This is a genomic window from Nocardiopsis sp. NPDC006832 (assembly GCF_040635885.1).
In the GTDB taxonomy this organism is placed as follows: Bacteria; Actinomycetota; Actinomycetes; order Streptosporangiales; family Streptosporangiaceae; genus Nocardiopsis.
Window position 1 is genome coordinate 1 of sequence record NZ_JBEYLC010000016.1, and the last position, 22,073, is coordinate 22,073.

Annotated in this window: 14 protein-coding genes; 2 read left to right on the forward strand and 12 right to left on the reverse strand. The window is 68.4% G+C overall.

Annotated features, from left to right (window positions below; genetic code table 11):
- Window positions 1-357: 357 nt before the first annotated feature.
- Entirely contained in the window at window positions 358-981 is a 624-nt protein-coding gene (locus ABZ717_RS10285) for a TetR family transcriptional regulator (RefSeq protein ID WP_358507978.1), read from the reverse strand.
- Between the two features lie 104 nt (window positions 982-1,085).
- Between ABZ717_RS10285 and ABZ717_RS10290 the strand changes: the two genes are divergently transcribed.
- Window positions 1,086-2,318, forward strand: coding sequence for an MFS transporter (locus ABZ717_RS10290; protein WP_358507980.1), 1,233 nt, complete (start codon window positions 1,086-1,088; stop codon window positions 2,316-2,318).
- A gap of 22 nt (window positions 2,319-2,340) precedes the next feature.
- On the opposite strand, the gene ABZ717_RS10295 is transcribed toward ABZ717_RS10290, so the two are convergent.
- From ABZ717_RS10295 to eccD, 10 genes are all read right to left on the reverse strand, one after another.
- A complete protein-coding gene (locus ABZ717_RS10295; RefSeq protein WP_358507982.1) occupies window positions 2,341-5,643 on the reverse strand; it encodes a right-handed parallel beta-helix repeat-containing protein in 3,303 nt (1,100 codons plus the stop codon).
- Window positions 5,644-5,693: 50 nt separating this feature from the next.
- On the reverse strand, window positions 5,694-7,217 hold the full coding sequence (locus ABZ717_RS10300; RefSeq protein ID WP_358507984.1) for a hypothetical protein: 1,524 nt from the start codon (window positions 7,215-7,217) through the stop codon (window positions 5,694-5,696).
- Window positions 7,214-7,564 carry a hypothetical protein gene (locus tag ABZ717_RS10305; protein WP_358507986.1) on the reverse strand — a complete coding sequence of 117 codons (351 nt, stop codon included), beginning with the start codon at window positions 7,562-7,564 and terminating at the stop codon, window positions 7,214-7,216. Before ABZ717_RS10305 ends, ABZ717_RS10300 begins: the two co-directional genes overlap by 4 nt.
- Window positions 7,565-7,606: 42 nt before the next feature.
- Window positions 7,607-7,942 (reverse strand): YbaB/EbfC family nucleoid-associated protein, encoded by a 336-nt coding sequence (locus ABZ717_RS10310; protein ID WP_358507988.1) that lies wholly within the window; start codon window positions 7,940-7,942, stop codon window positions 7,607-7,609.
- Window positions 7,833-10,628 (reverse strand): hypothetical protein, encoded by a 2,796-nt coding sequence (locus ABZ717_RS10315; protein ID WP_358507989.1) that lies wholly within the window; start codon window positions 10,626-10,628, stop codon window positions 7,833-7,835. The genes ABZ717_RS10310 and ABZ717_RS10315 overlap by 110 nt, the downstream gene beginning before the upstream one ends.
- A gap of 36 nt (window positions 10,629-10,664) precedes the next feature.
- Window positions 10,665-12,818: a hypothetical protein gene (locus ABZ717_RS10320; protein WP_358507991.1), complete on the reverse strand. Its 2,154-nt coding sequence runs from the start codon at window positions 12,816-12,818 to the stop codon at window positions 10,665-10,667.
- 145 nt (window positions 12,819-12,963) lie between these two features.
- The gene (locus tag ABZ717_RS10325) at window positions 12,964-13,260 is read right to left on the reverse strand and encodes a WXG100 family type VII secretion target (protein ID WP_358507993.1); all 297 of its coding nucleotides are present in this window, start codon (window positions 13,258-13,260) and stop codon (window positions 12,964-12,966) included.
- Between the two features lie 64 nt (window positions 13,261-13,324).
- A complete protein-coding gene (locus tag ABZ717_RS10330; RefSeq protein ID WP_358507994.1) occupies window positions 13,325-13,648 on the reverse strand; it encodes a hypothetical protein in 324 nt (107 codons plus the stop codon).
- A gap of 27 nt (window positions 13,649-13,675) precedes the next feature.
- Window positions 13,676-15,124, reverse strand: a complete 1,449-nt coding sequence (gene eccB / locus ABZ717_RS10335; RefSeq protein WP_358507996.1) for a type VII secretion protein EccB — start codon at window positions 15,122-15,124, stop codon at window positions 13,676-13,678.
- A gap of 1 nt (window position 15,125) precedes the next feature.
- A complete protein-coding gene (gene eccD / locus ABZ717_RS10340) occupies window positions 15,126-16,526 on the reverse strand; it encodes a type VII secretion integral membrane protein EccD (protein ID WP_358507998.1) in 1,401 nt (466 codons plus the stop codon).
- A 224-nt stretch (window positions 16,527-16,750) separates the two neighbouring features.
- Between eccD and eccCa the strand changes: the two genes are divergently transcribed.
- Entirely contained in the window at window positions 16,751-20,719 is a 3,969-nt protein-coding gene (gene eccCa / locus ABZ717_RS10345; RefSeq protein WP_358507999.1) for a type VII secretion protein EccCa, read from the forward strand.
- Between the two features lie 78 nt (window positions 20,720-20,797).
- On the opposite strand, the gene ABZ717_RS10350 is transcribed toward eccCa, so the two are convergent.
- A complete protein-coding gene (locus ABZ717_RS10350; RefSeq protein ID WP_358508001.1) occupies window positions 20,798-22,051 on the reverse strand; it encodes a S8 family serine peptidase in 1,254 nt (417 codons plus the stop codon).
- Window positions 22,052-22,073: the final 22 nt, after the last annotated feature.

Below are 22,073 nucleotides of genomic sequence, written 5' to 3' on the forward strand. Positions count from 1 at the left end.
AGAACCCGACATCGCCTTGACGCGTGCGGTGCGGGCGGCAACAATCACGCGGCGGGGAAGGAGGGAGAACCCACCCCCACCCCGCCCAACAACCCGCAGGACCCCGACCCGAGGCGCCCCACCCACACACCCCCACCCCGCCAGACCACCGGAAGAGCCCCGACCTAAGGCGCCCCACCAAGACACCCGAAACCCCACCAGATTTCCGCGCCCCCGACCGCCTCACCCCGCCTCCTTCCCCGACCCGACCCGCCCTGCCCGCCGCGCTCCCTTCCTCGCCCCGCCTTCTTCCCCGCCCCGCCCGGTTACCCGCCCCGCCCGGTTACCCGTCCGCAGCGCTGGTCCCGTCAGTAGCGGTCAGGCAGGGCTGTTCGTTCCCTTCGGATCATTCGTCTCCGCTTCCCGGGTCTCCATCGCTGCGCTGATCGCGTGGACCGCCGCCGCCACGAGCTCCCGCTCCGGCGGGGTCCTCTCGAAGGTGGCTTGAATGGGCCAACCCTCGATGAGCACGTCCAGGGCCTTGGCCGTGTTCGGCGCGAAGTGCAGCGCGAGACTCTCCCGGCTGGTGTACAGCCAGGTTCGGGTCAGGTCCGCCACGGCGACGTTGTGGCGGGCGTAGGTGTACATCTCGAAGAGCAGGAGCATCTGTTCCTTCGACATGTACGTCGGTGACGCGTACGTCGGGCCGCAGATCAGGTCGACCACCGCTGCCTCGGCCTCCGCGCGTGAGGAGGCGTTCTCCATGTGTTCCCGGTACTGGGCGGACATGCGCTCCATCAGCCGGGCGAAGGCTCGGGCCAGGACGTCGTCGAGGTTGGTGAAGTGGTAGGTCACCGAGCCCAAGGGCACCTGGGCCCGCGCGGCGATGCGCCGGTGCGTGGTGCGGTGTACGCCGTGTTCGACGATGACTTCGAGGGTGGCGTCGAGGATGCGGATCTTACGGTCGGGGTCGTTCGGTACATCCCGGCGGCTTCTCGGCATGGCCCGGATTCTAGGCGGTTGACTTCCCCGGAACAAAGTGCGTACGTTTGTACACTCTCAATTCCTTGCTCACCTCTCCGCTCGAAAACCGAGGGTCGACACCCATGCCCGATTCCGCGATCAAACGGCGCAACGCGCTGTTCGTGCTGTTCCTCCTCCCCGGGTTGGGCATGTCGTCATGGGTGACCCGCACGCCCGACGTGCGAGACCTGGTGGGCGCCAACACCGCCCAGATGGGGCTCATCCTGTTCGGGCTGTCGGTGGGGTCCATGACCGGGATCCTGAGCTCGGGCCCGCTGGTCTCCCGGTTCGGGACACGACCGATCATCGTCGCCGGCATGCTGTCGACCGCCGTGGGCGTGGGCGTGGTGGGCCTGGGAGCGATGGCCGGTAACGGGGCGCTGGTCGCGTTCGGGTTGGCGCTCTTCGGGCTCGGCATGGGCAGTGGGGAAGTCGCTCTGAACGTGGAGGGGGCCGAGGTCGAACGTTTGCTCGTCCGGTCGGTCATGCCCGCCATGCACGGGTTCTTCAGTCTGGGAACGGCCGTCGGTGCCTGCTTCGGCCTGCTCGCGACGGCCCTTCGGTTCCCCGTGGTCGCCCACATGCTCCTCATGAGCGTCGTCATCCTGGTCGGATCGGCGCTGAGCATCGGACGTATCCCCGTCGGCTTCGGTCGCCGCGAGATCGTCGACCACACCGTCTCCGAACCCACCCCCAAGGCGGCTCCATGGCGGGACACCCGTCTGGTCCTCCTGGGTGGTGTCATCCTGGCCCTGGCGATGGCCGAGGGAACGGCCAACGACTGGCTCCCGCTGGTCATGGTCGACGGACACGGGTTCGACGCCGTCTGGGGTTCGGCCATCTTCGCCGTGTTCGCCACGGCGATGACGCTGGGCCGGTTCGTCGGTGGGTCGTTCGTCAACAGGTTCGGTCGCGCACCGGTGTTGGCCGCCAGCGCGGCCATCGGTGCCTTCGGGATGGCGGGGGTGATCTTCATCGACCACCAGCCGTTGGTCGTGGCCTCGGTGGTCCTCTGGGGGCTGGGGGCCTCGCTCGGCTTCCCGGTGGCGCTGTCCGCCGCGGGCGACACCGGGGGTGAAACCAGTGGCGCGGAGACGGCGGCCCGGGTCTCCTTCGCCGCCACGATCGGCTACATCGCCTTCCTCGTCGGGCCTCCCGCCCTGGGAATCCTGGGTGAACAGTTCGGGCTCCGCCCGGCGATGATCGTGGTCCTGGTCCTGGTCATCGTGGCGGCGATGCTCACCCCCGCCGCCCGCACCCCCCGACCGGCCGACGAACGGAAAGCGGAACCGGCGCGGGACCGGGGCCACGTATGAGCCCCGGCCCCACGCTCTCGGGTCAGGGGATGTCCGCCGGCAGCAGGGTGGTGAAGTCCTCCCGTGTGGCCGAGGGGCCGACCTGCATCAGGCGGCCCGCCTGTCGTGTGATCATGCGCTCCAGGACCTGGCGCGCGTACCGGGCGTTACCGAAGGAGCCGTCCCGTTCGATCGTCGAGAAGTGCCCCGCCAGCGCCGCCAGTGTGTCCGGAGCGCACTCGTAACCGGAGGACGCGGACATGCGGGTGATGATGGTGACCAGTTCGTCGTCGCTGTAGGACGGGAACTCCACCCGGTGGTTGAACCGGGAGGCCAGGCCCGGGTTGGAGGCCATGAAGCGGTCCATCTCCACGGGGTAGCCGGCGACGATGACGGCGACCTCGTCCCGGTGGTCCTCCATCAGCTTCAGCAGGGTGTCCACGGCCTCTTGCCCGAAGTCGTTGCCCTCCCCGCGCGGTGTCAGGGTGTAGGCCTCGTCGACGAACAGCACCCCTCCGCGCGCCTTCTCGAACACCTCCGCCGTGAGCTGCGCGGTGTGGCCGACGTAGCGTCCGACCAGGTCCGAACGGGCCGCCTCCACCACGTGCTCCGCCGGCAGGGCGCCCAGGGTGTGGAGCAGACGCCCGTAGAGCCGCGCGACCGTGGTCTTACCGGTACCGGGGGGACCGGTGAACACCAGGTGGTGGCTCATCTGTGACACCGGAAGCCCCATGGCCGCGCGTTGTTCGGCCATGAGCAGCAGGTTGGTGAGGTCGTTGACGGTGTCCTTGACCTGTCCGAGCCCCACCAGCGCGTCCAGTTCCTCGCGCAGTTCGGTGATCCGCCGTTGGCGTTCGTCCGCCGAGGGCGGCGCGTCCGCCGAGACCCCGAGGTCCTCCGGGAGAAGGAGGGTGAGGGAGTCGTGGTCCTCGGACAAGGAAGCGCCGAGCCGGGCCGCCTGCCGGTCGATCATCTCCTCGAACACCTTGCGGGCCGCGCGGGCGTTGCCGAAGGTCGGGCCCTTGGGTGTCTGCTCGAAGTGCCGGAGCAGGGCCGCCTCCGCCTCGGGCGACAGCCGGTAGCTGTTCCCCTCGCAGAGCCTGTTCACGATCTCCACGAGTTCGGCGTCCTCGTAGTTGACGAACTCGATGGTCCTGCTGAACCGGGAGGCGAGTCCGGGGTTGGCCGCCAAGAACCGGTCCATGTTCTCGGTGTAGCCGGCCACGATGACGGCGACCTCGTCCCGGTGGTCCTCCATCAGTTTCACCAGGGTGTCGATCGCCTCGCGACCGAAGTCGGGGCCCTTACCGGAGTCGTTTCCCTCGGAGAGGGTGTAGGCCTCGTCGACGAACAGCACCCCGCCCTTGGCGCGTTCGAACACCTCGGTGGTCTTGATGGCCGTCCCGCCCACGTACTGGGAGACGAGGTCGGCCCGGGCGACCTCCACGACGTGACCGTACTTCAGCACACCGAGTTCGGAGAGCACACGCCCGTACAGGCGGGCCACGGTGGTCTTACCGGTGCCCGGAGCGCCCCCGAAGACGAGGTGGCGGCTCATCGGCGGACTGGGCAGCCCCATCTCCGCGCGCCGCTGCGCCATCTGGTTGCGGGTCATCAGGGTGCGGACCTCGTTCTTGACGTTGGCCAGCCCGACGAGGGCGTCCAGTTCCGCGAGCGGTCCCGTGCCCTCCTCCGCCTCGGTTTCGGCCTCGTCCTCCTCCAGTGGCGCGAGGGGTACGGCGGTGCCCGCCATCTCCCCGAAGGCGTCGGGGGAACCGTTGCCCTGGCTGAACAGGTCCTCGGCGTGGGTGTTCTGGCCGGCCACGGTCTGGCGCAGACCGGATCGTCCGTTGTCGCGCACCGTGCAGTTCTCCACCACCACCTCTTCGGTCGAGTGGACCAGGATGCCGTCCGCCCGGTTGCCGAACACCTCACAGCGTCGCAGGGCCGCTTCGGCGTTGGCGGTCACCAGCACACCGTTGCGCCGACCCTCGCGGACCCTGGTCCGAAGGACGGTGGCCCGCCCGCCTCCGCGTACCGACACGCCGTCGCCGGTCGACTCCGCGATCTCGCAGTCCCGCACGTCCGCCTCTCCCTCGGAACCCACGACCACGCCCACTTCCCGGCTCTGCACGATCCGGGCGCCCTCCAACTCGACCCGCCCGCCCTCGCGCACCGCCACGGAGGCGTTCTTGGTGCGCTCGAAGGTCATCCCCTCCAACCGTCCTCGCGCGGAACCCTCCAGGAGCGCTCCGTGGCCGCCGGTGTCCTCCACCGTCATCCCCCGTAGGAAGGGGGCGCCGCCGGTGACGACGATGCCGTGGCCTCGGGTGTCGCGCACCCCGCCGCGATCGAACTCCACCACGCCGTCCTCGGCCAGGAGGAGCCCACCGCCGCCCCTCACGTTCAGTTGGAGGAAGGTGGTCGAGGCGCGACCACCCGAGCGCAGGGCGTCCGCGCCCGCCTCCTCCACCTCACACGACTGGAACAGGCCCCGCGCGCGTTCGGTGACGTGGATCCCGGTCCCTTGGGGCCTGATCACCCGAAGGCCGCTCACCTGGGGGTCGCAGCCACCGCGCACCACGACCCCGTCGCCCCCGGTCTCCTCGACGACGCATTCCTCCACGACGGGGCGCGCCTGGCTGGAGAGGGTGATCCCCTCCCTCTCCGTGTTGTGCACGCGCAGCCGTCGCAGGGTGGTGGCCGCGCCCTCCTCGAAGGCGACCCCGGGTTTGCCGGTGGCCGTGATCTCGCAGTCCTCCAGGGTGCCCGCGGCCCCGCCGCTCGCGAACAGGCCGTTGCCGCCCGCGTCCCTGAGCACGCAGGAGCGCACCCAGGGCCGTCCCTGTTCTCCGATCACCAGGGCGCTGGTCTTGACGTCCTCGATGAGGCAGTCCTCGATGGTCGTTCGCCCGGAGGACACCACGACCACACCCGCTCCCTCGGAACAGCAGACACGACAGTCGCGCATCGCGAGTCCGCCCTCGGCCCGGATGGACACGGCGGACCACGCCGCCCCGTACACCTCGCAGTCCGCCATCTCGACCTCGCCCGCCGCGACGTCCACGGTCGGACGTTCCTCGTCGCGGCAACGCAGCACCAGTCCGTCGAGCTTGACCGCCTCCGCCCCGGACAACACAACACTGCCCGAGGCACTGGTGATCTCCACGGTTCCACGCCCGTCGCGTGAGACCAGTGTGACCACTTCGCGCAGGACGAGGCTCTCCTCGTAGCGCCCCGGGGCGATGGTGATGACCGCGTCGCCGACCGCCGCTTCCAACGCGGACGAGATCGTCTCGTGTGCTCCCTGGGCGTCGGGGTTGACGGTGAGGAGCTGCCTGCTCATCGGTTGCCTTCCTGTCCGGGGGACCTTCGTGGTCCCACGTGGGGGATGTGTCAAGAGCAGTCGGCTCGCATGGCCGAGGCGGCCACGTGGGCGTTCGTGTGCTCGTCATTGGGGAACGGGTCCTCACCCGCGTTGGTGAGCCGCACCGTGAACGCTTCGGCGGGGGACACGAACCCGGTCACCTGTACCCACCCGCCCGCGATCTCGGACTGGTCGAAGCCGAACACCGCCACCGGTGGCTCGGTGCCGTCTTCTCCAGGGTGGATCCGATACCGGGTCTCCCCGCCGGCGATCCACAGTGGGCTCTCGTCTTCGGGCACGTGGACGTAGATCTCGCAGACCGCGCCCTCCTCGCCCGGCGTGAAGGTCCAGGCGGCGAACTGGTGGTCGCCCTTTTCGGGGTCACCGGACACGGGGATCGCTTCGTAGGAACCATCGCATCCCTCTTGGTCGTAGCCGCCGGGACGCGTGGTCCAGCCGGCGGAATCCTCGGCGCTCTGCCACCTACCCTCTCCGCCGTAGGAGGAGTCGGCCGTACCGGTGCAGCCGGGCCCGGTGAGAACACGGTAGCGCTCCTCCACGGGGACGATCGTCTCGGTCGCGTTCTCGAGGATCGACGCCGACTCCGGGGTGTCGGTGCCGTCCAAGGATGATTGCGCGGTCGTTTCCTCGCCGCCCGCTTCCGACGACGTGCCGGCATCGGTCGCGTCGTTCTCGGCCGATGCCGGGGTGTTCTCCCCGCCCGAGGTGGTCTCCGTTTCGCCGGCCGCGGTCTCTTCGGGGGTGCCCTCCTCGGTGCTGTCGGTGGCCGTTCCGCTCTCGGACGCCTCACCTGAGGCCGTCTCGGTGCCACCGGCCGCCTCAGGGGAACCGTCCTCGGTGGTCGTGCCCTCTGCCCCGGTGCTCTGGGGAGTGTCCTCCGGGGGCAGGGGGTCCGCCTCCTGAGTGGCCGGTGCCGAGGTCTGGATCGCTCCCGCTCCTTCCGACGCGGAGCCAGGATCGGGGAGAGAAGGGTTGGTGCTTCCTTCCTGGACCTGCGGTACGAACCCGGGGTCGGCGACGCTTTCGGTCACGGGCGAGCCGCCACCACCCGCGTCGGTCACCGAGGCGGCCTCCCCGCCCACTCGTGCGGAACCGTCCGCGGTCTGATCACCGAGCGCGCTCGACACGGGGGACTGTGGGGCGACGGTGCTCAGAGACACCGCGGGCATACTCGCGGACACGGCGAACGGGGCGACGACGAGGAGCGCCCCCGCGATGGCGGCGCCGGCCAGCACGGGCGCCCCGGGACGGTCGAGGGCCGGTTCGGTGTCCGTTTCCCCGGCACCCCTCCCACCGGGGTCGGCGATGATCGCGGTCGGCTCCCTGGAAGGCACCGGCTCCTGATCGGCCTCGGACACGGCCGGGGCGGGGGTACGGCCGGCCACGGAGGGGGAGGCCGCCACCTCCTCGAAGGCCGGTCGTTGGTGCGCGGGTTCGGACAGGGCGGCACGGAACGCGTGTGTCGCGTTCTGCCCTGAGGGCTCCTCCGCGGGCGTTCCGCGATCGTTCCCACTCGGGGGAGAAACGGTCACCGTCGACCCCCGGGCAATGGGGTGTCGATCGCACCGGACAGGTCGACGTTGCTCTCCTCGGTGTTCCCGAAGCCTCCCGCGGTGCGCAGGGTCCCGTCGGCAGCCTGACGCTGGGCCGAGGCGATCATGGGGAGGAGCTCCCACAGGATGTCCTCGGCCTTGCCGAGTGTCTCCTGCATCTTCTGCGAGTAGTCGCCCTCCTCCCCCCACGGCACCCCGTGGGGTTCACGACCGGTGAGAGCGTGGTTCACGATCTCGTCGGTGTAGTCGGCGGCCTCGTAGATCCGTTTACCGTCCTGATTGATCCCATCGGGATCGGCGGACAGGCCCTGACCCGCTGCGGACATCGTCCTCCTCCTTCGGTCGTGATGCTCGTTAGGGACGTATGGTCATCGAAAGTCGTCCAGGGAGACCCCCATCGCACGGAGGGTCTGTTCCACGTCCACCTCGCCGCGCATGACGGCGGCCGTGTCGATGCCCTCAGGGGCGAAGGAGTCGTACACTCCGGCGACCCGCTCCGCCATCTGTCGCTGGGCACGGTCGATCACCTCGACCAGGGCAGAGGACAGCTCCGCGGGGGCCATGCTCCGATAGCCGTCGGTATGGAACTTCAGCTCAGTCAGACGACCGGTCGCGTCGACCGTCGCCGTCACGAGTCTGTTCTTGGCCGTTACCTCTTCTGTTGCCGACTCCAGGTTTGCGCTTGCGTCCTCCAGTTCTCGCATCGTCGTTTGAAGTCGTGCCAGGTCGGTTTCCATCTGCTCCCGCATCGATGAACTCATGACGGGTGGTTCCCTTCTTCTCGCCGGGCACGGGACGGCCCAATACCGCCTTGCCGCGGGTCTTGTCGGTGCCCCAGACCTTCTCGTCCTCGGAGAGCCAGGTGGCTCGGTTGCGCTCGCGACCGTTGTCTCCACCACCACCGCCTCCACCGCCCATGCCACCCATCGGGGGCATCATCGGCATGCCACCGCCGGGCATACCGGCGTGCGTTCCGGCGGGCGCGTTGCCACCGAAACCTCCTGGTTCTCCACCGGCCTGCATCTGTGTTCCACCCGCGCCGGGGGGAGCCCCGAACGCCGCACCGGAGTTCCCCGAGTCCACGCCCCCGGGACCGGAAGAGGAGGTCGGGGGAGGGGTGTTCACACCCCCGTAGTTGAGGTCCAGCGGAGCGGGCCCCTCGCGGACCGGCAGGGAGGAATTGATGGGGGTCGGGGGAGGGGCCGCGAACTCCGGGGGCGGCCTTTCCCCCTTGATGGCCTCGCCGGTATCCGGGTCGATCTGGTACGGCAGGCCGGTTCTTGGATTGATCTCGGCGGGTTCCCCGGTTACGGGGTTCTCGTAGACGCTCTCCGGCAGGGGCGGGAGTTCGGTGTCGAAGTCGGTGGGGGACGGGTAGGTCGGGTCCGGTGCCGTGGGCAGCCCGGTGACGGGGTCGATCGGCGCCACCTGTCCCGTGACCGGGTCGTATTGGAGGGGCAGGTCGGTGCCGGGGACGAAGGGGATGCCGGTGTCGGGGTCGACGGGGAAGGGGCGTCCGGTCTCGGGGTTGATCGGCAGCCCCGTCTGCGGATCCATGTCGAGTCGGGTGCCGCCGTCCTGTACGGGCAGCCCGGTGACCGGATCGATGGGAAGAGCGCTTCCGGTCTCGGGATCGACATGGAGGGGCAGGTCGGTGCCGGGGACGAAAGGGATGCCGGTGTCGGGGTCGACGGGGAAGGGGCGTCCGGTCTCGGGGTTGATCGGCAGCCCGGTCTCCGGATCGATTTCCAGCGCCGTCGGTGGCGGGAAACTCCCACTGGGGGAGGGGGGTCTGGAGCCAGAGGCCCCGGGGGAGGGCATCGGCGGTAGCGGTGCGCCTGGGACGAAGGGTGGTGGGGTCTCGGAACCGGTCGGTGGGGTCGCGGGCGGTGCGCCTGGGACGAAGGGTGGTGGGGTCTCGGAACCGGTCGGTGGGGTCGCGGGCGGGGAGCCTGGGACGAAGGGTGGTGGGGTCTCGGAACCGGTCGGTGGGGTCGCGGGCGGGGAGCCCGGGACGAAGGGTGGTGGGGTCTCCGAACCGGTGGGGGGGACCGCGGGCGGGGAACCTGGAACGAAGGGCGGAGGCCCAGGGGTCGGGACGTCGTCCCCACCACCCGGACTTTCGTAGTCGAATTCGGGGCCTCCGATGGAAGGGGGATCCTGCATCCAATCCGGGATCTCGGGGCCGCCATCTCCGGGGCCGGGACTTTCGGGGCCGCCGAAGACGTCGTCATCGAACTTGAAATCGATCTCATCCGGAAAGTCAGGCATATCGGGCATGTCGGGGCCCTCGGGGTTCCCATCGGGACCGAGGTCAGGCGCCATGGTGAGAGGGATCTGCCCCTCCGGGGGCTCGATGACCTTCAACTTCCTGTTGGCGTCGGTGTATACCTCATTCAGTGTGTCGTAGAGGCTGTTCGCCTTGTTGATCACATCCTTAAAGTTTTCCTTCCAGATTTCCTTCAGTCGGTTGTTGACGTTCTCGTCGGTGGTGGGATTGCTGACCGGGCCCCAGGAGGTTTCTGTGATTTTGATCCAGAACTGGCCGGTCCCGTGATTCCATTTTTGCTTGCCGATGCTCTCCTTGAAATACCAGTGGTCGAGAACGGCTCGCATCCTGTATGAATCTTCTTTCAATGCGTCTTTGACGGCTCCCTGGAGATCCCTGGCGGGTTTGGAGATCGCCTCCTTGATATTTTTGATCGCCTCGTGATTGTTCCGGATCTGGGATTCCATGTCCCTGAAGCGATGGAACAGATGATAGAGTTTCGCGCCGAACATTGAGGCGGCGGCGCCGGTCATCGGGCCTTCGGGAATATCGAGATTCTTGTACGCCGTCAACAGGGTACCGTTCGAATCCGACCCTTCCCCGTGTTCCTCGAATAGGAATTTCAAGTTCAGGAGGTCGCCGATAACTTTCCCGGTGGGACCCCACTCGAAATTTCCTGTTTTCCCGGCATCGAGATTGTCGAGAGAGTTCGGTATGACATTGGAGATCTTTTGCAAGGCATCCAGGAAAGGTTTCTCCACCTCGGCGGCTTCCGCCCCGTCCACCGGGTTCTGTTCTCCCCACAGGCCCGACTTCATGGTGTACCCGGCATAGTCCCAGTCATGAACCGTGTAATAGCCGCTGGAGTAGGGTCCGAACCCCGGGACGTACTTCATCCCGGGCTTTCTCATGGCCCACCAGCGGTCCATCTCGTTTCCGCCGTAGTGCCACTCGAAGCCGACGAAAGGTTTGGTGTCCTTCGAGTGGTGGTATCTTCCGTGATCCACCCACTTCACATCCGGGCCGATGATCGAGTCGATGCTTGGCATGCGGGGGTAGTCCCCGTCGCTGTTGTCCGCGCCGTCGGCGACGATGTTCATGATGTCGTGCAGGTCAGGCATTCTTCCCCTCTCCGGTGTGAGTGTGTTCGGTGGCTATCAGGGCGTCGGAGTTCCGCCCGAAGCGGATTCAGATCCGTCCATGATGAGTGCTACCTGGCCGGCGGTGAGTTCCTGGTCGCTTTCCAAGTCATCGAAGATGTTCATGTTCGTGTGCAGGCGATCCTGAATCCCCTCGAATTCTTCCTCGAATTCGATCAGGATCGAGTGGAGCATCGCCATGGACTGGTCGAGTCTGCTGCCGAGTACACCGGCGATTTCAAGGAGCGAAGGGTCCCCCAAGCGAGTGACCTGTGCGGCGCCCTCCGAGCTTGCGCCGCCGCTGTAGTCGTAAAAGTTGGGGGTCTGTGATTCCAGCGCATCGCGGACCTTGATGATGAACTCGTCCCTGAAGATCGCGATCCGGTCAAGGTCGATCTTCGTTCCCTTGTCCTTCGTGTCTCCACCGTCACCGCCCTCCCCTCCGCCACCCTTATCCCCCTTGTCATCGCCATCCTCGTCGTCCTTCTCCTCCCCGTCCCCGTCGTCGTCCTCGTCCCCGTCCCCGTCGTCGTCCTCGTCCCCGTCGTCGTCCCCGTCGCCGTCCCCGTCGCCGTCCCCGTCGCCGTCTTCCTCGTCTTCTTTGTCCTTCTCGTCTTCCGAGTCCTCTTCGTCGCCGCTCGGGGTGGGCTCGTCTTGGTCCTCGTTCGGATCCGGTTCGGTGTCGGGTCCGGGTGCGAGCTTGTTCAGCACCTGCTCTTCGCCGTCCTCGCCCCCGTTCCCGTCGCCGCTCGGCCGGCCGCCGTCCGGAGTGGGCTCGTCTCGCTCCTCGCTCGGAGCCTGCCCGGGGTCGGGTCCGGGTTCGAGGAAGCTCATTTCAGCGGGCTCGGGGAGCTCGGACGGGGCCAAGACCTCGGACCACTCCGAGTCGCCCCCCTGGCCGTCGCTCTCGCCCTTCTCACCGGCGACCTGTTCGTCCGGTTCGCCGCCGCCGTACCCGCCCTGGGGGATTCCGCCGGTCCCACCCGGTACGGTCCCGGGCATCCCTGGCTCCTGCTCCTGCTCCTGCCCCTGCCCCTGTTCCTGCCCAGAGGAATGGTCACCTTGGCCATCGGTGCTCTGCTCATGGTCCGCGGTGTCTTGACCGGTGTCTTCGACATCTTCGTCGCCACCGGTAGTGCCCTCGTTCTCCTCGCTCTCGCTCTCGCCCTCGCCGTCCTCGGTCTCCGTGGGCTCGATGGTCACCAGCCCGGTCTCGGGGTCGACCGAGACGGAGCCCTCCGCGGGATCGACGCTGATCTCGCCGGTCTCCCCGTCCATGACGAGGCGCAGGTCGCCGACCTCCACGGTGATGTCCGTGGACTCTCCCTCGACCGGGGCCACCTCAAGGGTGCCGGTTTCGGGGTCGATCACCATGGTCATGCCGCCGGCGTCGACGGTGATCGGGGCGGTGTCCTCGGCGAGGGGGACGTTCTCGTCCGAGGGCTCGATTCGGACCTGGCCGTTCTCGGGGCCGACCGTGATCCGCAGGTCCTCGGCGAGGATGACGGTCTCACCCGTCTCGGGGTCGACGGTGACCACCGGGCCGGTGGCGTCGGCCGAGTCAGGAGACTCCTCGACCGAGACGGCCTCCGTGGCCGGGATACTCTCCGTCATCGGCGTGAACTCGGAGGAAACGGCCTCCGCCAGGGGCGTGCCCTCCGTGGACGAGAAGTCCTCGCCGAGGTCCGATGGATCGGGCTCCTGGACGGAGACGACGTGTACCGGGTCCTCCTGCGGCTCGGTCACCTCCCCCTCCGGGATGGTCGCGCTGGAGGCGGGCACACCCTCGGAGACCGGGGCGAGCTTGGAGCTCACCATCGGCTGGAGCGCTTCGCCTTCCACGGCCTGACCCGTCCACAGGGGGGTGGCCTCATCGGTGGTGCCCAGAACCACCTCCCCATCGCGCCGACCGACCTCGGAGGGCGATTCCGGATCGATGACCACTCTCTGGTCTGTGGTGTCGACCTCCAGGGAGCCGGAGGAATTGCCCATCACCAGCAGGCCGTTCGCCAAATTCAGGTTGAGTGGGGCACCACCAGACCCCGAGGACGAGTTGGTCTGGGTCGTGAGTGTGGAGAGGAGTTCCGCCTGAGCCTCTTCGCCCTCTTCTTCCACCAGGGGGCCCGGCTCACCAGAGAGAGCGGAACGAAAGTCGTATGGCGATTCGGCCACTGTTCTGTCTCCTTGCCGCCCATTCGGTGGGCGTCATCCGAACGTGGGGAGGTGGGGGCCGGACCCGTGGTCGGACGGGTCCGGCCCCGTTAGGACGGGCTCGACGGGGGAGGGGTGCGCACGCGTCGGCCCGGTGCGGACCGGCTCAGAGGAGGGCGGACCAGTTCATGGCCTCGCGGCGGTCCGTGCCCGAGTAGTTGTTCCGGATCTCGTTCAGTGCGGTCTGCGCCTTGCCCAGCAGAGTCCGCATGTCCGCGACGTTGAGGCGCCAGGAGGAGACCTTGGTCTGGTAGTTCTCCTTCATCTCACCGGACATGTCGGCCAGGAGCGTCTGCATCTTCTGGTCGAGTTCCTCGATCTGTCGGGCCACCGCTTCGGTCTGCTGGGAGAGGCGGCTGGTCGCCTCGTCCACCTGGCCGTAGCTGACGTCGAATCCTTGCATGTGCTCTACCTCGTCTCGGAAGTGCTGTTCAGGGGTCTTCGTACGGGGACATCGGGTGCGGTCGTCAGCCCGCCTGGTTGGGGTTGAGGTCGTCCATCCACCGGGATCCGGTGACGATCGCCGTGTCCTCGGCCTGGTTCATGGCCTGCACTGTGCCGCCGTAGGTACCGATCATCTGGTTCATGTCGTTGGTGATGAGCCGGAGTTCCTCCAGCCATCCCACCAGGGCTTCGCTGTATCGGTTCGAGGCGGCTCCGTGCCAGGAGGCTCGGAGCCCGTCGCGCAGGTCGTCGACGTTCGTGTAGATGTTGTTGCACTGGGTGTGGGCCTCCGTCATCGCCTCCTGGGCGAGTCGGTTGGCCTCATCGGTATTACGTGTTCTGGACATCTGCATCATCTCCACTGTTGTCGTTGGCTAGGGACAGGCTTGGTCCCCGGCCCGAGGGGAGGCCGCCAAGGGCAGCGGGGCGGACTCTTGGCTCAACAGCGGTCCTGTGGGCAGGACTCGCAGTAGGGACATCGGTAGCGAGACGGCCTCGGCGGCCGTGTATCCGAGGGCGCCGAGCGCGGCGTCGTCCGCCACGGGGTACTTGGCGGCCGTGTCGGTCACCACGAAGAAGGTCGGGGAGGCCTCCATGCCGCCCACGGGCAAGGCCTTGACGGCACCGCCCACACCGGAGGGGATTCCCACCAGGTCGGGGGTCGGGCAACCGGGGGCGACGAAGGGGCGATCCTGGACGGGCCAGGCCTGGATCTCCTTGGGGTCGTCGACGGTCAGGAGCGATGACCCGTCCTCTTCCCAACGCATACAGGGCACCGCGGACCCCAGGTCCAATGCGGTCGGTGGAGCGGTGGGGAGTCCGTTCGCGTTCTCCGGTGCGGAGGCTCCGGACGCGAGGGCCCGGTGTGCCTCGGAGGCGCTGAGAGGGACGGCCTCGGGCGAGGTGTCGCCGTAAGCGGCACCGGAGACATCGGGATCCGCGAGGAGGAGCAACGCCTCCGTCAGGGTGAGGGGAACCAGGCCTTCATGGGTCAGGAGGTAGTGCTGGTCCTCCTGACCCGGGGTGGAGACCGCGAACACCTGACCGACACGGTGGTCGGCGTCCATCGAACCCGGTCCGGGCTCCCCGGCCCCGGTCACGGGCGGTGCCTCGACGTCGGGTCCTTCTGGAATCGTGCCGAGAAACGCGTTGGAGACCGTCAGGACGGGGCTGGTGCCGTAGCCGAGCGCCTGGAATCCGCCGGACTCCTCCTCCACCCGCAGTCGTTGCCCGCCCCACAACAGGTACACCGCGCCGTCCGGATCGGACACCAGGATGCCCTGGTCGGCTTCGGGGGACCGGGGCGGTGACGCGTCTCCGGCGACCAGGGCGGTTCGCCCGCGCGGGGAGTCCTGGTCCTCGAGCGGCGGTAGGGCGCAGTACCGCCACACGGCGGGGGCGTCCTCCTCCGGCAGGGCGTCGGGGGCGCCCGGGATCCCCACGGGTCCGTCCACCGGAGTGCCCTCCAAGGACGCCTGCTTCACCAGGCTGGTCTTTGCGCCGTCGCCCACGATCAGACGCGCCGAGGCCAGGTTGTCGACCGGACGCAGCGTGCCCTCCGAGTACAGGTAGGTGGCGCCGCCGTCCTTGTCGATCACGATTCCGCCCTCCTGGCGCCAGGCAGTGGCTCCGCCGGGCATGATGAGGCCGAAGACGAGGAATCCGATGCACAGGAGTGCCCCCAGGCCCAGGCCGACGTAGGTGCCGCCACGCGTGCGGCGCATGGGGGCGTCCACCGCGTCGGGGTCACCCACCAACATCGCCGTCCCCAACCGCCCCACGGTGAAGTTGTAGGCCATCACCCGGTCACGACGCGACTGCATGTCAGCCCCCGATTCCGCGCAGGAGTCCGTACACCTCGTACAGGGCGAGGATCAGGGGAACGATCGCCACGCACAGGATCCCCTGGATGATCTCCGCGGCCCGACCCCAATGGGGGATCGCCCGTCTTCCCGGCAGTGACCAGGAGACCACCGCCAACAGGGTCGTGACCGTGAACAGGCCGACCACCGCGAGCAGGCGTGGTACGGGCTCCGCGCTCCATGCCAGGTCCACCACGAAGACCATGAGTCCGAGCCATGGTGGGACGGTCATGAGGATCCGTTGCCGAGCACTGTTGAGTCCACGGGTCTGGAGCAGCATCACCAGACACATGATCACGGAGAGGGTTCTGGGCGCCCAGCCCGGTCCCATGGACAGCACCGTCAGACAGACGGCGAGTACGACGCCGGTGGACGCGTACAACGAGGTCTGGAAGTCGTCGGCGAGCGTGGTCCGATCGAGGATCCTTCGGGCGGGGAAGGGGGCGATGTCCTCTTGGAGCTGATCCGGGTTGGCGGGCAGGGCGGGCATGCGCAGACCGGAGAGCCGGAACGCGAGTTGGGGGGCATAGGTACCGAGGAAGAGGGCGACGGTACCCGCCACCGCCGCGGCCTGGACGGTGGAGGTGCCGGGCAGGAACATCAGGCTGAGGCCCGCGATGACCCCGAGCGCCTCCACGACGAAGAGTCCGGTGAAGAAGGGGATCGCCCCCGCGACGGCCGCGATCCCCAGCACACTGGCGCCCGCCGCCGTCAGGGAGGCTGTGAGGATGATCGCACCGAGAAGCATGGTTCCCGGTTCTCCGGTGGGCACACAGGCGCCGGCGAGTCCCATGGCGAGCGTCGCCATGCCGGCCAGCCCCTTGGCGGCGGTGAGGTCGCTCATGGCTCTGGAGGCCGCCCAGGCGGAGGCCAGGATGAGGAGGGAGGAGCCCGCGGCGCCGATGGCGGTGAACAGGTCACGCCCCGAACCGGCCATGACGGTCAGACCGGTGAAGAGCACCACCAGCCCCAACACCTGGAGGAGGACCCTGAGGTGGTTCGGCTCCCAGCGGTCCGGGCGCTCGGCGATGCCGTTGGCGACCCCGTCGACGATGTCGTCGAAGTGGACCGGGGGCAGCTGGTCGCGCCGGGGCCGCAGGTAGAGCGTCTCGCCGTGGCAGAGCCCGAGCGACGCCAGCGTCTCGTCCTCTTCGAGCGGCTCGTCACCCAGCTGCTGGAGAACCCATCCATCGTGCTCCAGACCCGCCTCGTCGAGGTCCTCCCCCTCGTCGCCCTCGGCGTAAAGGACCAGCGTGGGGATGATTTCGGACAGTGGTATCTCGACCGGTGCCGCTATCTCGAAGGAACGCTCAGGGGCGCGGATCAGGAGGCGACAAGGGTCGCCGGTAGACGAATCGTTCACCTGGGGGCCGATCGACGGGGTCTTGGCGATTGGGAGGTTAACACCTTTCGGGTGACATTTGATGTTGTGTTGGGTTAAATCTCTGTCTTCGTGTTATTGCTTGGGAACGGTAGCTTCTATGGGCCACTCACGCTCACGGGTGCGTGACCTTCCCGCCTCCTGCTCGTAACCCGAAATCCCTATCCTCTGGGCCGACATCCGGCCCTTCGAAGGAGACCCCGGTTTTGAGTACCATCCGTGTGCGGAGACCGCCCCGACGGCCCGGCCCCGAGCTCCCCTCGGGGGAGGTGGCCCTCCAGGAGCCGCCCGAGCTGACGGCTCAGCAGTCGAGTATGTCCTCGGTGTTCATGTACCTGCCGATGGCGCTGACCTCGATGGCGATGCTCATGATGATCATGCGCCCCGGTGGAATGAGCGGCACGGTCATGCCCTTCATCGCGGGTGGGATGATGCTCGTCGGAGCCGTCGCCATGCTCGGCGGCCAGTACCTGCGCGGGATGCTCGAACGCAGGACCAAGCTCAACGACGACCGCCGTGACTACCTGCGCTACCTGCGCCAGATGCGTGTCCGCCTACGCGGTGTGGTCACCGAGCAACGGGACGCCATGCTCTGGCGGGCACCCCACCCCGACGCGTTGTGGTCCATCGTGCGCACCTCGCGACTGTGGGAGCGACGGATCGACGACGAGGACTTCGGCGAGGTCCGGGTGGGTGTCGGCGCGCAAGCGCTGTCCATGAAGATCTCCCCGATCTCGTCCAAACCGGTGGAGGACCTCGAACCCCTCAGCGCGCACGCGCTGCGACGCTTCATCCACGCCTACGGAACGGTGGGCGACCAACCGGTCCAGGTGTACCTGCGCGGATACGCGCGGGTGACGATGCGCGGGCAGGTCTCCGCATCGCGCGGGCTCACCCGGGCCGTGGTGGGGCAGCTCACGGTCTTCCACTCCCCGGACGACCTCAGGATCGCGGTCTGTGCCTCCGCCGGTTCGATGCCGCACTGGTCGTGGACCAAGTGGTTGCCACATGCCCAGCATCAGACGAAACGGGACGGTGCGGGGACCCTGCGTCTGCTCTTCACCGACGCCGTCGACCTGGAGCAGGCCCTCTCCGAGGACCTCATGAACCGTCCACGCTTCGACCCCTCGGCGACTCCGGACAGGGAGGAGCCCTTCACCGTGATCATCGTGGACGGAGGCAGTATCCCGCCCGGGTCGCGCCTGCTCGGGGGCGGATACCGCAACACGGTCGTCATCGACGTCGACGACCCGATGCCACCCGAGGACGATCCCCACACCTTGGCGCTGCGCGTCGATTCCGAGGAACTCGTGATGTTGGGGAACGACCACTCCGGTCGTGACACGGAGGAGAGCCTGGGGCGTCCCGACACCCTCAGCGCGGTTCGTGCGTCCACCCTGGCCAGACTGCTGGCCCCCTACCGTGCCGGCGGTGTCACCACCGAGGTGAACGAACCGCTGAAGACGGACTTCGAATTGACCACGCTGCTGGGCATCCGTGACCTGCGCACGCACGACCCGGAGCGGATGTGGGGGGAACTGCACCCGAAGAATCGGTTGCGGGTGCCGATCGGCATGACCTCGGACAGCGCCCCCCTGGAACTGGACCTGAAGGAATCGGCGCTGGGGGGGATGGGCCCGCACGGCATGCTCATCGGCGCGACCGGTTCGGGCAAGAGCGAGCTGCTCCGCACCCTGGTGCTCGGCCTGGCCCTGACGCACACCCCCGACACCCTCAACTTCATCCTGGTGGACTTCAAGGGTGGCGCGACCTTCATCGGTCTGGACGGGCTCCGGCACACCTCGGCGCTGATCACCAACCTCGCCGACGAGGCCATCCTGGTGGAGCGCATGCAGGACGCCCTGCACGGTGAGTTGGTGCGCCGCCAGGAGCGCCTGCGCGCCGCGGGCGGCTTCAGCTCGGTGCACGAGTACGAGAAGGCGCGGGAGTCGGATCCGTCGATGGAGCCACTGCCGACCCTGTTCGTCGTGGTCGACGAGTTCAGCGAGTTGCTGGCCGCGCACCGGGACTTCATGGACCTGTTCGTGATGATCGGTCGGCTGGGACGGAGCCTGGGGGTCCACCTCTTGCTGGCGTCACAGCGGTTGGACGAGGGGCGGATGCACCAGCTGGAGAGCCACCTGTCCTACCGGATCGCCCTGCGGACCTTCTCCGCGATCGAGAGCCGGGGGGTGCTGGGGGTGCCCGACGCGCACCGCCTGCCCTCCGCGCCGGGAAACGGGTTCTTGAAGACCGACACCGAGACGCTCACACGTTTCAAGGCCGCCTACGTGTCCGGTCCCTATCGGGTGAGTCGACGTGCGGTCAGTACCGGTCAGAGCGCCGGCCTGGAGACGGTCCTGTTCACCGACTCCCCGGTCACCGTGCCCGAGGAACCCTCGGAGGCCCAACCGGTGGAGGAGGTCGAGGAGATCGCCCTGCTCGATCTGGCCCTGGAGCGGTTGGGCGGCCATGGGCCCGCGGCCCGGGAGGTGTGGCTACCGCCCCTGAAGCTCCCCCCGCTCCTGGACGAACTGCACAGCACGATCGGAAACGACATCCCCGACGGAGGGGTCCTCTGGAACAAGCAGGGCTCGCTGCGGGTCGCCGCGGGTGTGGTCGACCGCCCCTTCGAGCACCGTCGGTCGCCGATGACGGTCGACCTGGCGGGCAGCGGCGGCCACATCGGTGTGGCGGGCGGCCCGCAGAGCGGCAAGAGCACGCTCCTGGCCTCGCTCATCCTCGGCCTCGCGCTGGTCAACACCCCGGCCCAGGTCCAGTTCTACGCGATCGACTGCGGTGGCGGCCTGCTTCAGGCGCTCAAGGACCTGCCCCACATGGGCAGTGTGGCGGCTCGCACCGATGAGCGTCGCATCTTCCGCACCATCCTGGAGATGCACGAGATCCTCGACCACCGGGAGGCGTTCTTCGCCGACCACGGGATCGACTCCATGGCGACCTATCGTGCGCGCAGGGCCGCCGGTGAGTTCGCCGAAGAGTCATACGGTGACGTCTTCCTCGTGGTCGACGGTTGGGGCACCATCCGCCAGGACAACATGGACCTGGTGGCGCCCATCGTGCAGCTGGTCCAACGTGGCCTCAACTACGGCCTGCACGTGATGGTCGCCTCACCGCGTTGGGCGGACTTCAACACCGGTGTCCGTGACCTCTTGGGCACCCGTTTCGAACTCCGCCTGGGCGACCCCGTCGACTCCCTCGTCCACATGCGGGCGGCGCAGACCGTTCCCAAGATCCCCGGACGCGGCATCACCGACGACAAACACCACTTCCTCAGCGCGCTCCCGCGTGCGGACGGGGTGTCGGACTCGGTGACGGCCTCCGCGGGCATGGCGGAGATCGTCGAACGGGTCAAGGGAGCCTGGGACGGTCCCGTGGTGCCACCGGTGCGCACCCTCCCCACGAAGCTGCGCGCGAAGGAACTCCCGGCCTCCGACCTCGACGGCACCGGCGGTGTGCTCCGGGTGCCCCTGGGGCTGGAGAGCCGTCGGATGCAGCCGTTCTGGCACGACTTCGGGGCCACACCCCATCTGCTCGTGATCGGCGACACCGAGTCCGGTAAGACCAACCTCGTACGGCACATCACCAACGCCATCCGCAGACACTACGGTCCGTCGGAGGCGAGGGTCGTCCTGGGTGATCAGCGCCGTCAGCTCTACGACGCCGTACCCAAGGAGATGCAACTCGGATACGGGGTCTCCGCCGACAGCGTCCGCGAGATGATGCAGGCCGCCGCGCAGGCCATGGACGTTCGGGTTCCGGGTCCCGACATCACGCCGGACCGCATCCGTTCGCGAGACTGGTGGAACGGGCCGGAACTGTTCGTGATCGTCGACGACCTCGAACTGGTGGCCGGAAGTGGGCCGAGCCCGATGTCCCCCCTGTTGCCGCTGATCGCGCAGGGGGCCGAGATCGGGATGCACGTCATCGTGGTCCACGCGGCCGGCGGGTTCGGCCGTGCGGCCGGTGACCCCTTCATCCGGTCGTTGATCGACCTCAACACACCCAGCATCATGCTCTCCACCCCGCCTTCGGAGGGCATGCTGTTCGGTTCCGTCCGAGCCCGCCGCATGCAGCCCGGACGGGCCCTGTGGATCTCCCGACGAGACCCGGTCGAGGTGCAGTTGGCGATCGCCGAGGAGCGGGAGGACTCCTGAGCACGTCGCGAAGGTGAATCGTGTCCGGCGGGCCGCTCCGATCGGAGCGGCCCGCCGCACGTTCGGCCCCGCTGCCGTTCAGTCCCGCAAGGGGTCGGGTGGGGGGCCGATGGGGACCGGTTCGCCTTGTGCCGTGGGTCGCCACGAACGGGCGCGACCGTTGCGCACCACCGCGGCGCCCAGACCGCATACCACGATCAGCAGCGCGAACCCGCCCGCGACCAGGGAGGTGGGCAGTGCCTCCAACGTCCCCTGGGGTGAGGGGTCCGGGACGAAGACGTCGCCCGCCACCGTGACGGATTCCTCGGCGGGGTGGGACAGCAGGGCGCCCACGGGGTCCACCCGCCCGCTCCCGTGCACGGGGTCATCGTCCCCGCCCGGAGACGGATAGGCCGTGGCGAGCAACCGGTCCCGTAGCTCCTCGGTGCCCAGGTCCGGAAAACGCTCGGTGAGCAGTGCGGCGGTCCCGGCCACGAAGGCGGCCGCCACCCCGGCTCCGCTTCCCGTGACGTGTCCGCCGCCGACCCCGGGGGCCACGGCCCGGTCACCCGGCGCCAGGAGGTCGACCCGGGAGGGCGTACCGTCCGGGAGCGGCAGGGGAGACTCGATCGACGGCGGGCCCTCGGGTGTGTGGCCCGCCACGGCGAGCACTGAGGTGTGCTGGGCGGGGTGTCCGGGGACGGGGCCGCGCGAGGTGTTCACGGTCGCCGGTGCCACCACCAACGATCCGTCTTCGGTCGCGGCCTCCACCGCCTGGTCCAGCTCCGTCGAGCCCGACCACGCCGACGTGGCCACGAGGATGACGGACGCGCCCGAGTCCGCCGCCGTGGCCACCCCCGAGGCGATCTCCCCGGCCGTGGCCACCCCCGTAGCCGGCGACCCGGTCGGGACGAATCGCAGGGTCGCTTCGGGGGCCACGCCCACGGCTCCGTTCCCCTCGAACGAACGACCGCCGACGATACCCGCCACGAAGGTTCCGTAGCCGAGACAGTCCGCCGTCTCACCCTGGTCCACGGCGTCCTCCAGAGCGGGGCCGGTGGCGTCGAGTTCGGGGGCCAGTACCGCGATCGTGACACCCGCCCCCGTACTCAGCCGATGCGCTTCGTCCAGGCCCAACGAGCTGTGGGTCCAGGGGAGCTGATCGACGGTGTCGGTGCTCTCGGGACCGCATGGTTGCTGTTCCCCCTTGAACTCGTGGACCTGTGGAAGCGTCGGTGGTTCCTCGGAGGTGTCGGCTCCGGCCACGGCGGGGAAGGCGAACTGCCCCAAGAGGAACAGCGAGGCGACGGTGGCGCGGCCCACGCGCGCGGGTCTGGCCGAGGTGTCTGTCAACAGACTCTCCTGTCGTGCCGAG

Coding starts and splice junctions, on each gene's coding strand:
- ABZ717_RS10330 (WP_358507994.1), bottom strand. CDS start 13,648: ATGTCCAGAACACGTAATACCGATGAGGCCAACCGACTCGCCCAGGAG.
- ABZ717_RS10315 (WP_358507989.1), bottom strand. CDS start 10,628: ATGCCTGACCTGCACGACATCATGAACATCGTCGCCGACGGCGCGGAC.
- ABZ717_RS10290 (WP_358507980.1), top strand. CDS start 1,086: ATGCCCGATTCCGCGATCAAACGGCGCAACGCGCTGTTCGTGCTGTTC.
- ABZ717_RS10310 (WP_358507988.1), bottom strand. CDS start 7,942: ATGCGAGAACTGGAGGACGCAAGCGCAAACCTGGAGTCGGCAACAGAA.
- ABZ717_RS10305 (WP_358507986.1), bottom strand. CDS start 7,564: ATGTCCGCAGCGGGTCAGGGCCTGTCCGCCGATCCCGATGGGATCAAT.
- ABZ717_RS10325 (WP_358507993.1), bottom strand. CDS start 13,260: ATGCAAGGATTCGACGTCAGCTACGGCCAGGTGGACGAGGCGACCAGC.
- eccB (WP_358507996.1), bottom strand. CDS start 15,124: ATGCAGTCGCGTCGTGACCGGGTGATGGCCTACAACTTCACCGTGGGG.
- ABZ717_RS10285 (WP_358507978.1), bottom strand. CDS start 981: ATGCCGAGAAGCCGCCGGGATGTACCGAACGACCCCGACCGTAAGATC.
- ABZ717_RS10295 (WP_358507982.1), bottom strand. CDS start 5,643: ATGAGCAGGCAGCTCCTCACCGTCAACCCCGACGCCCAGGGAGCACAC.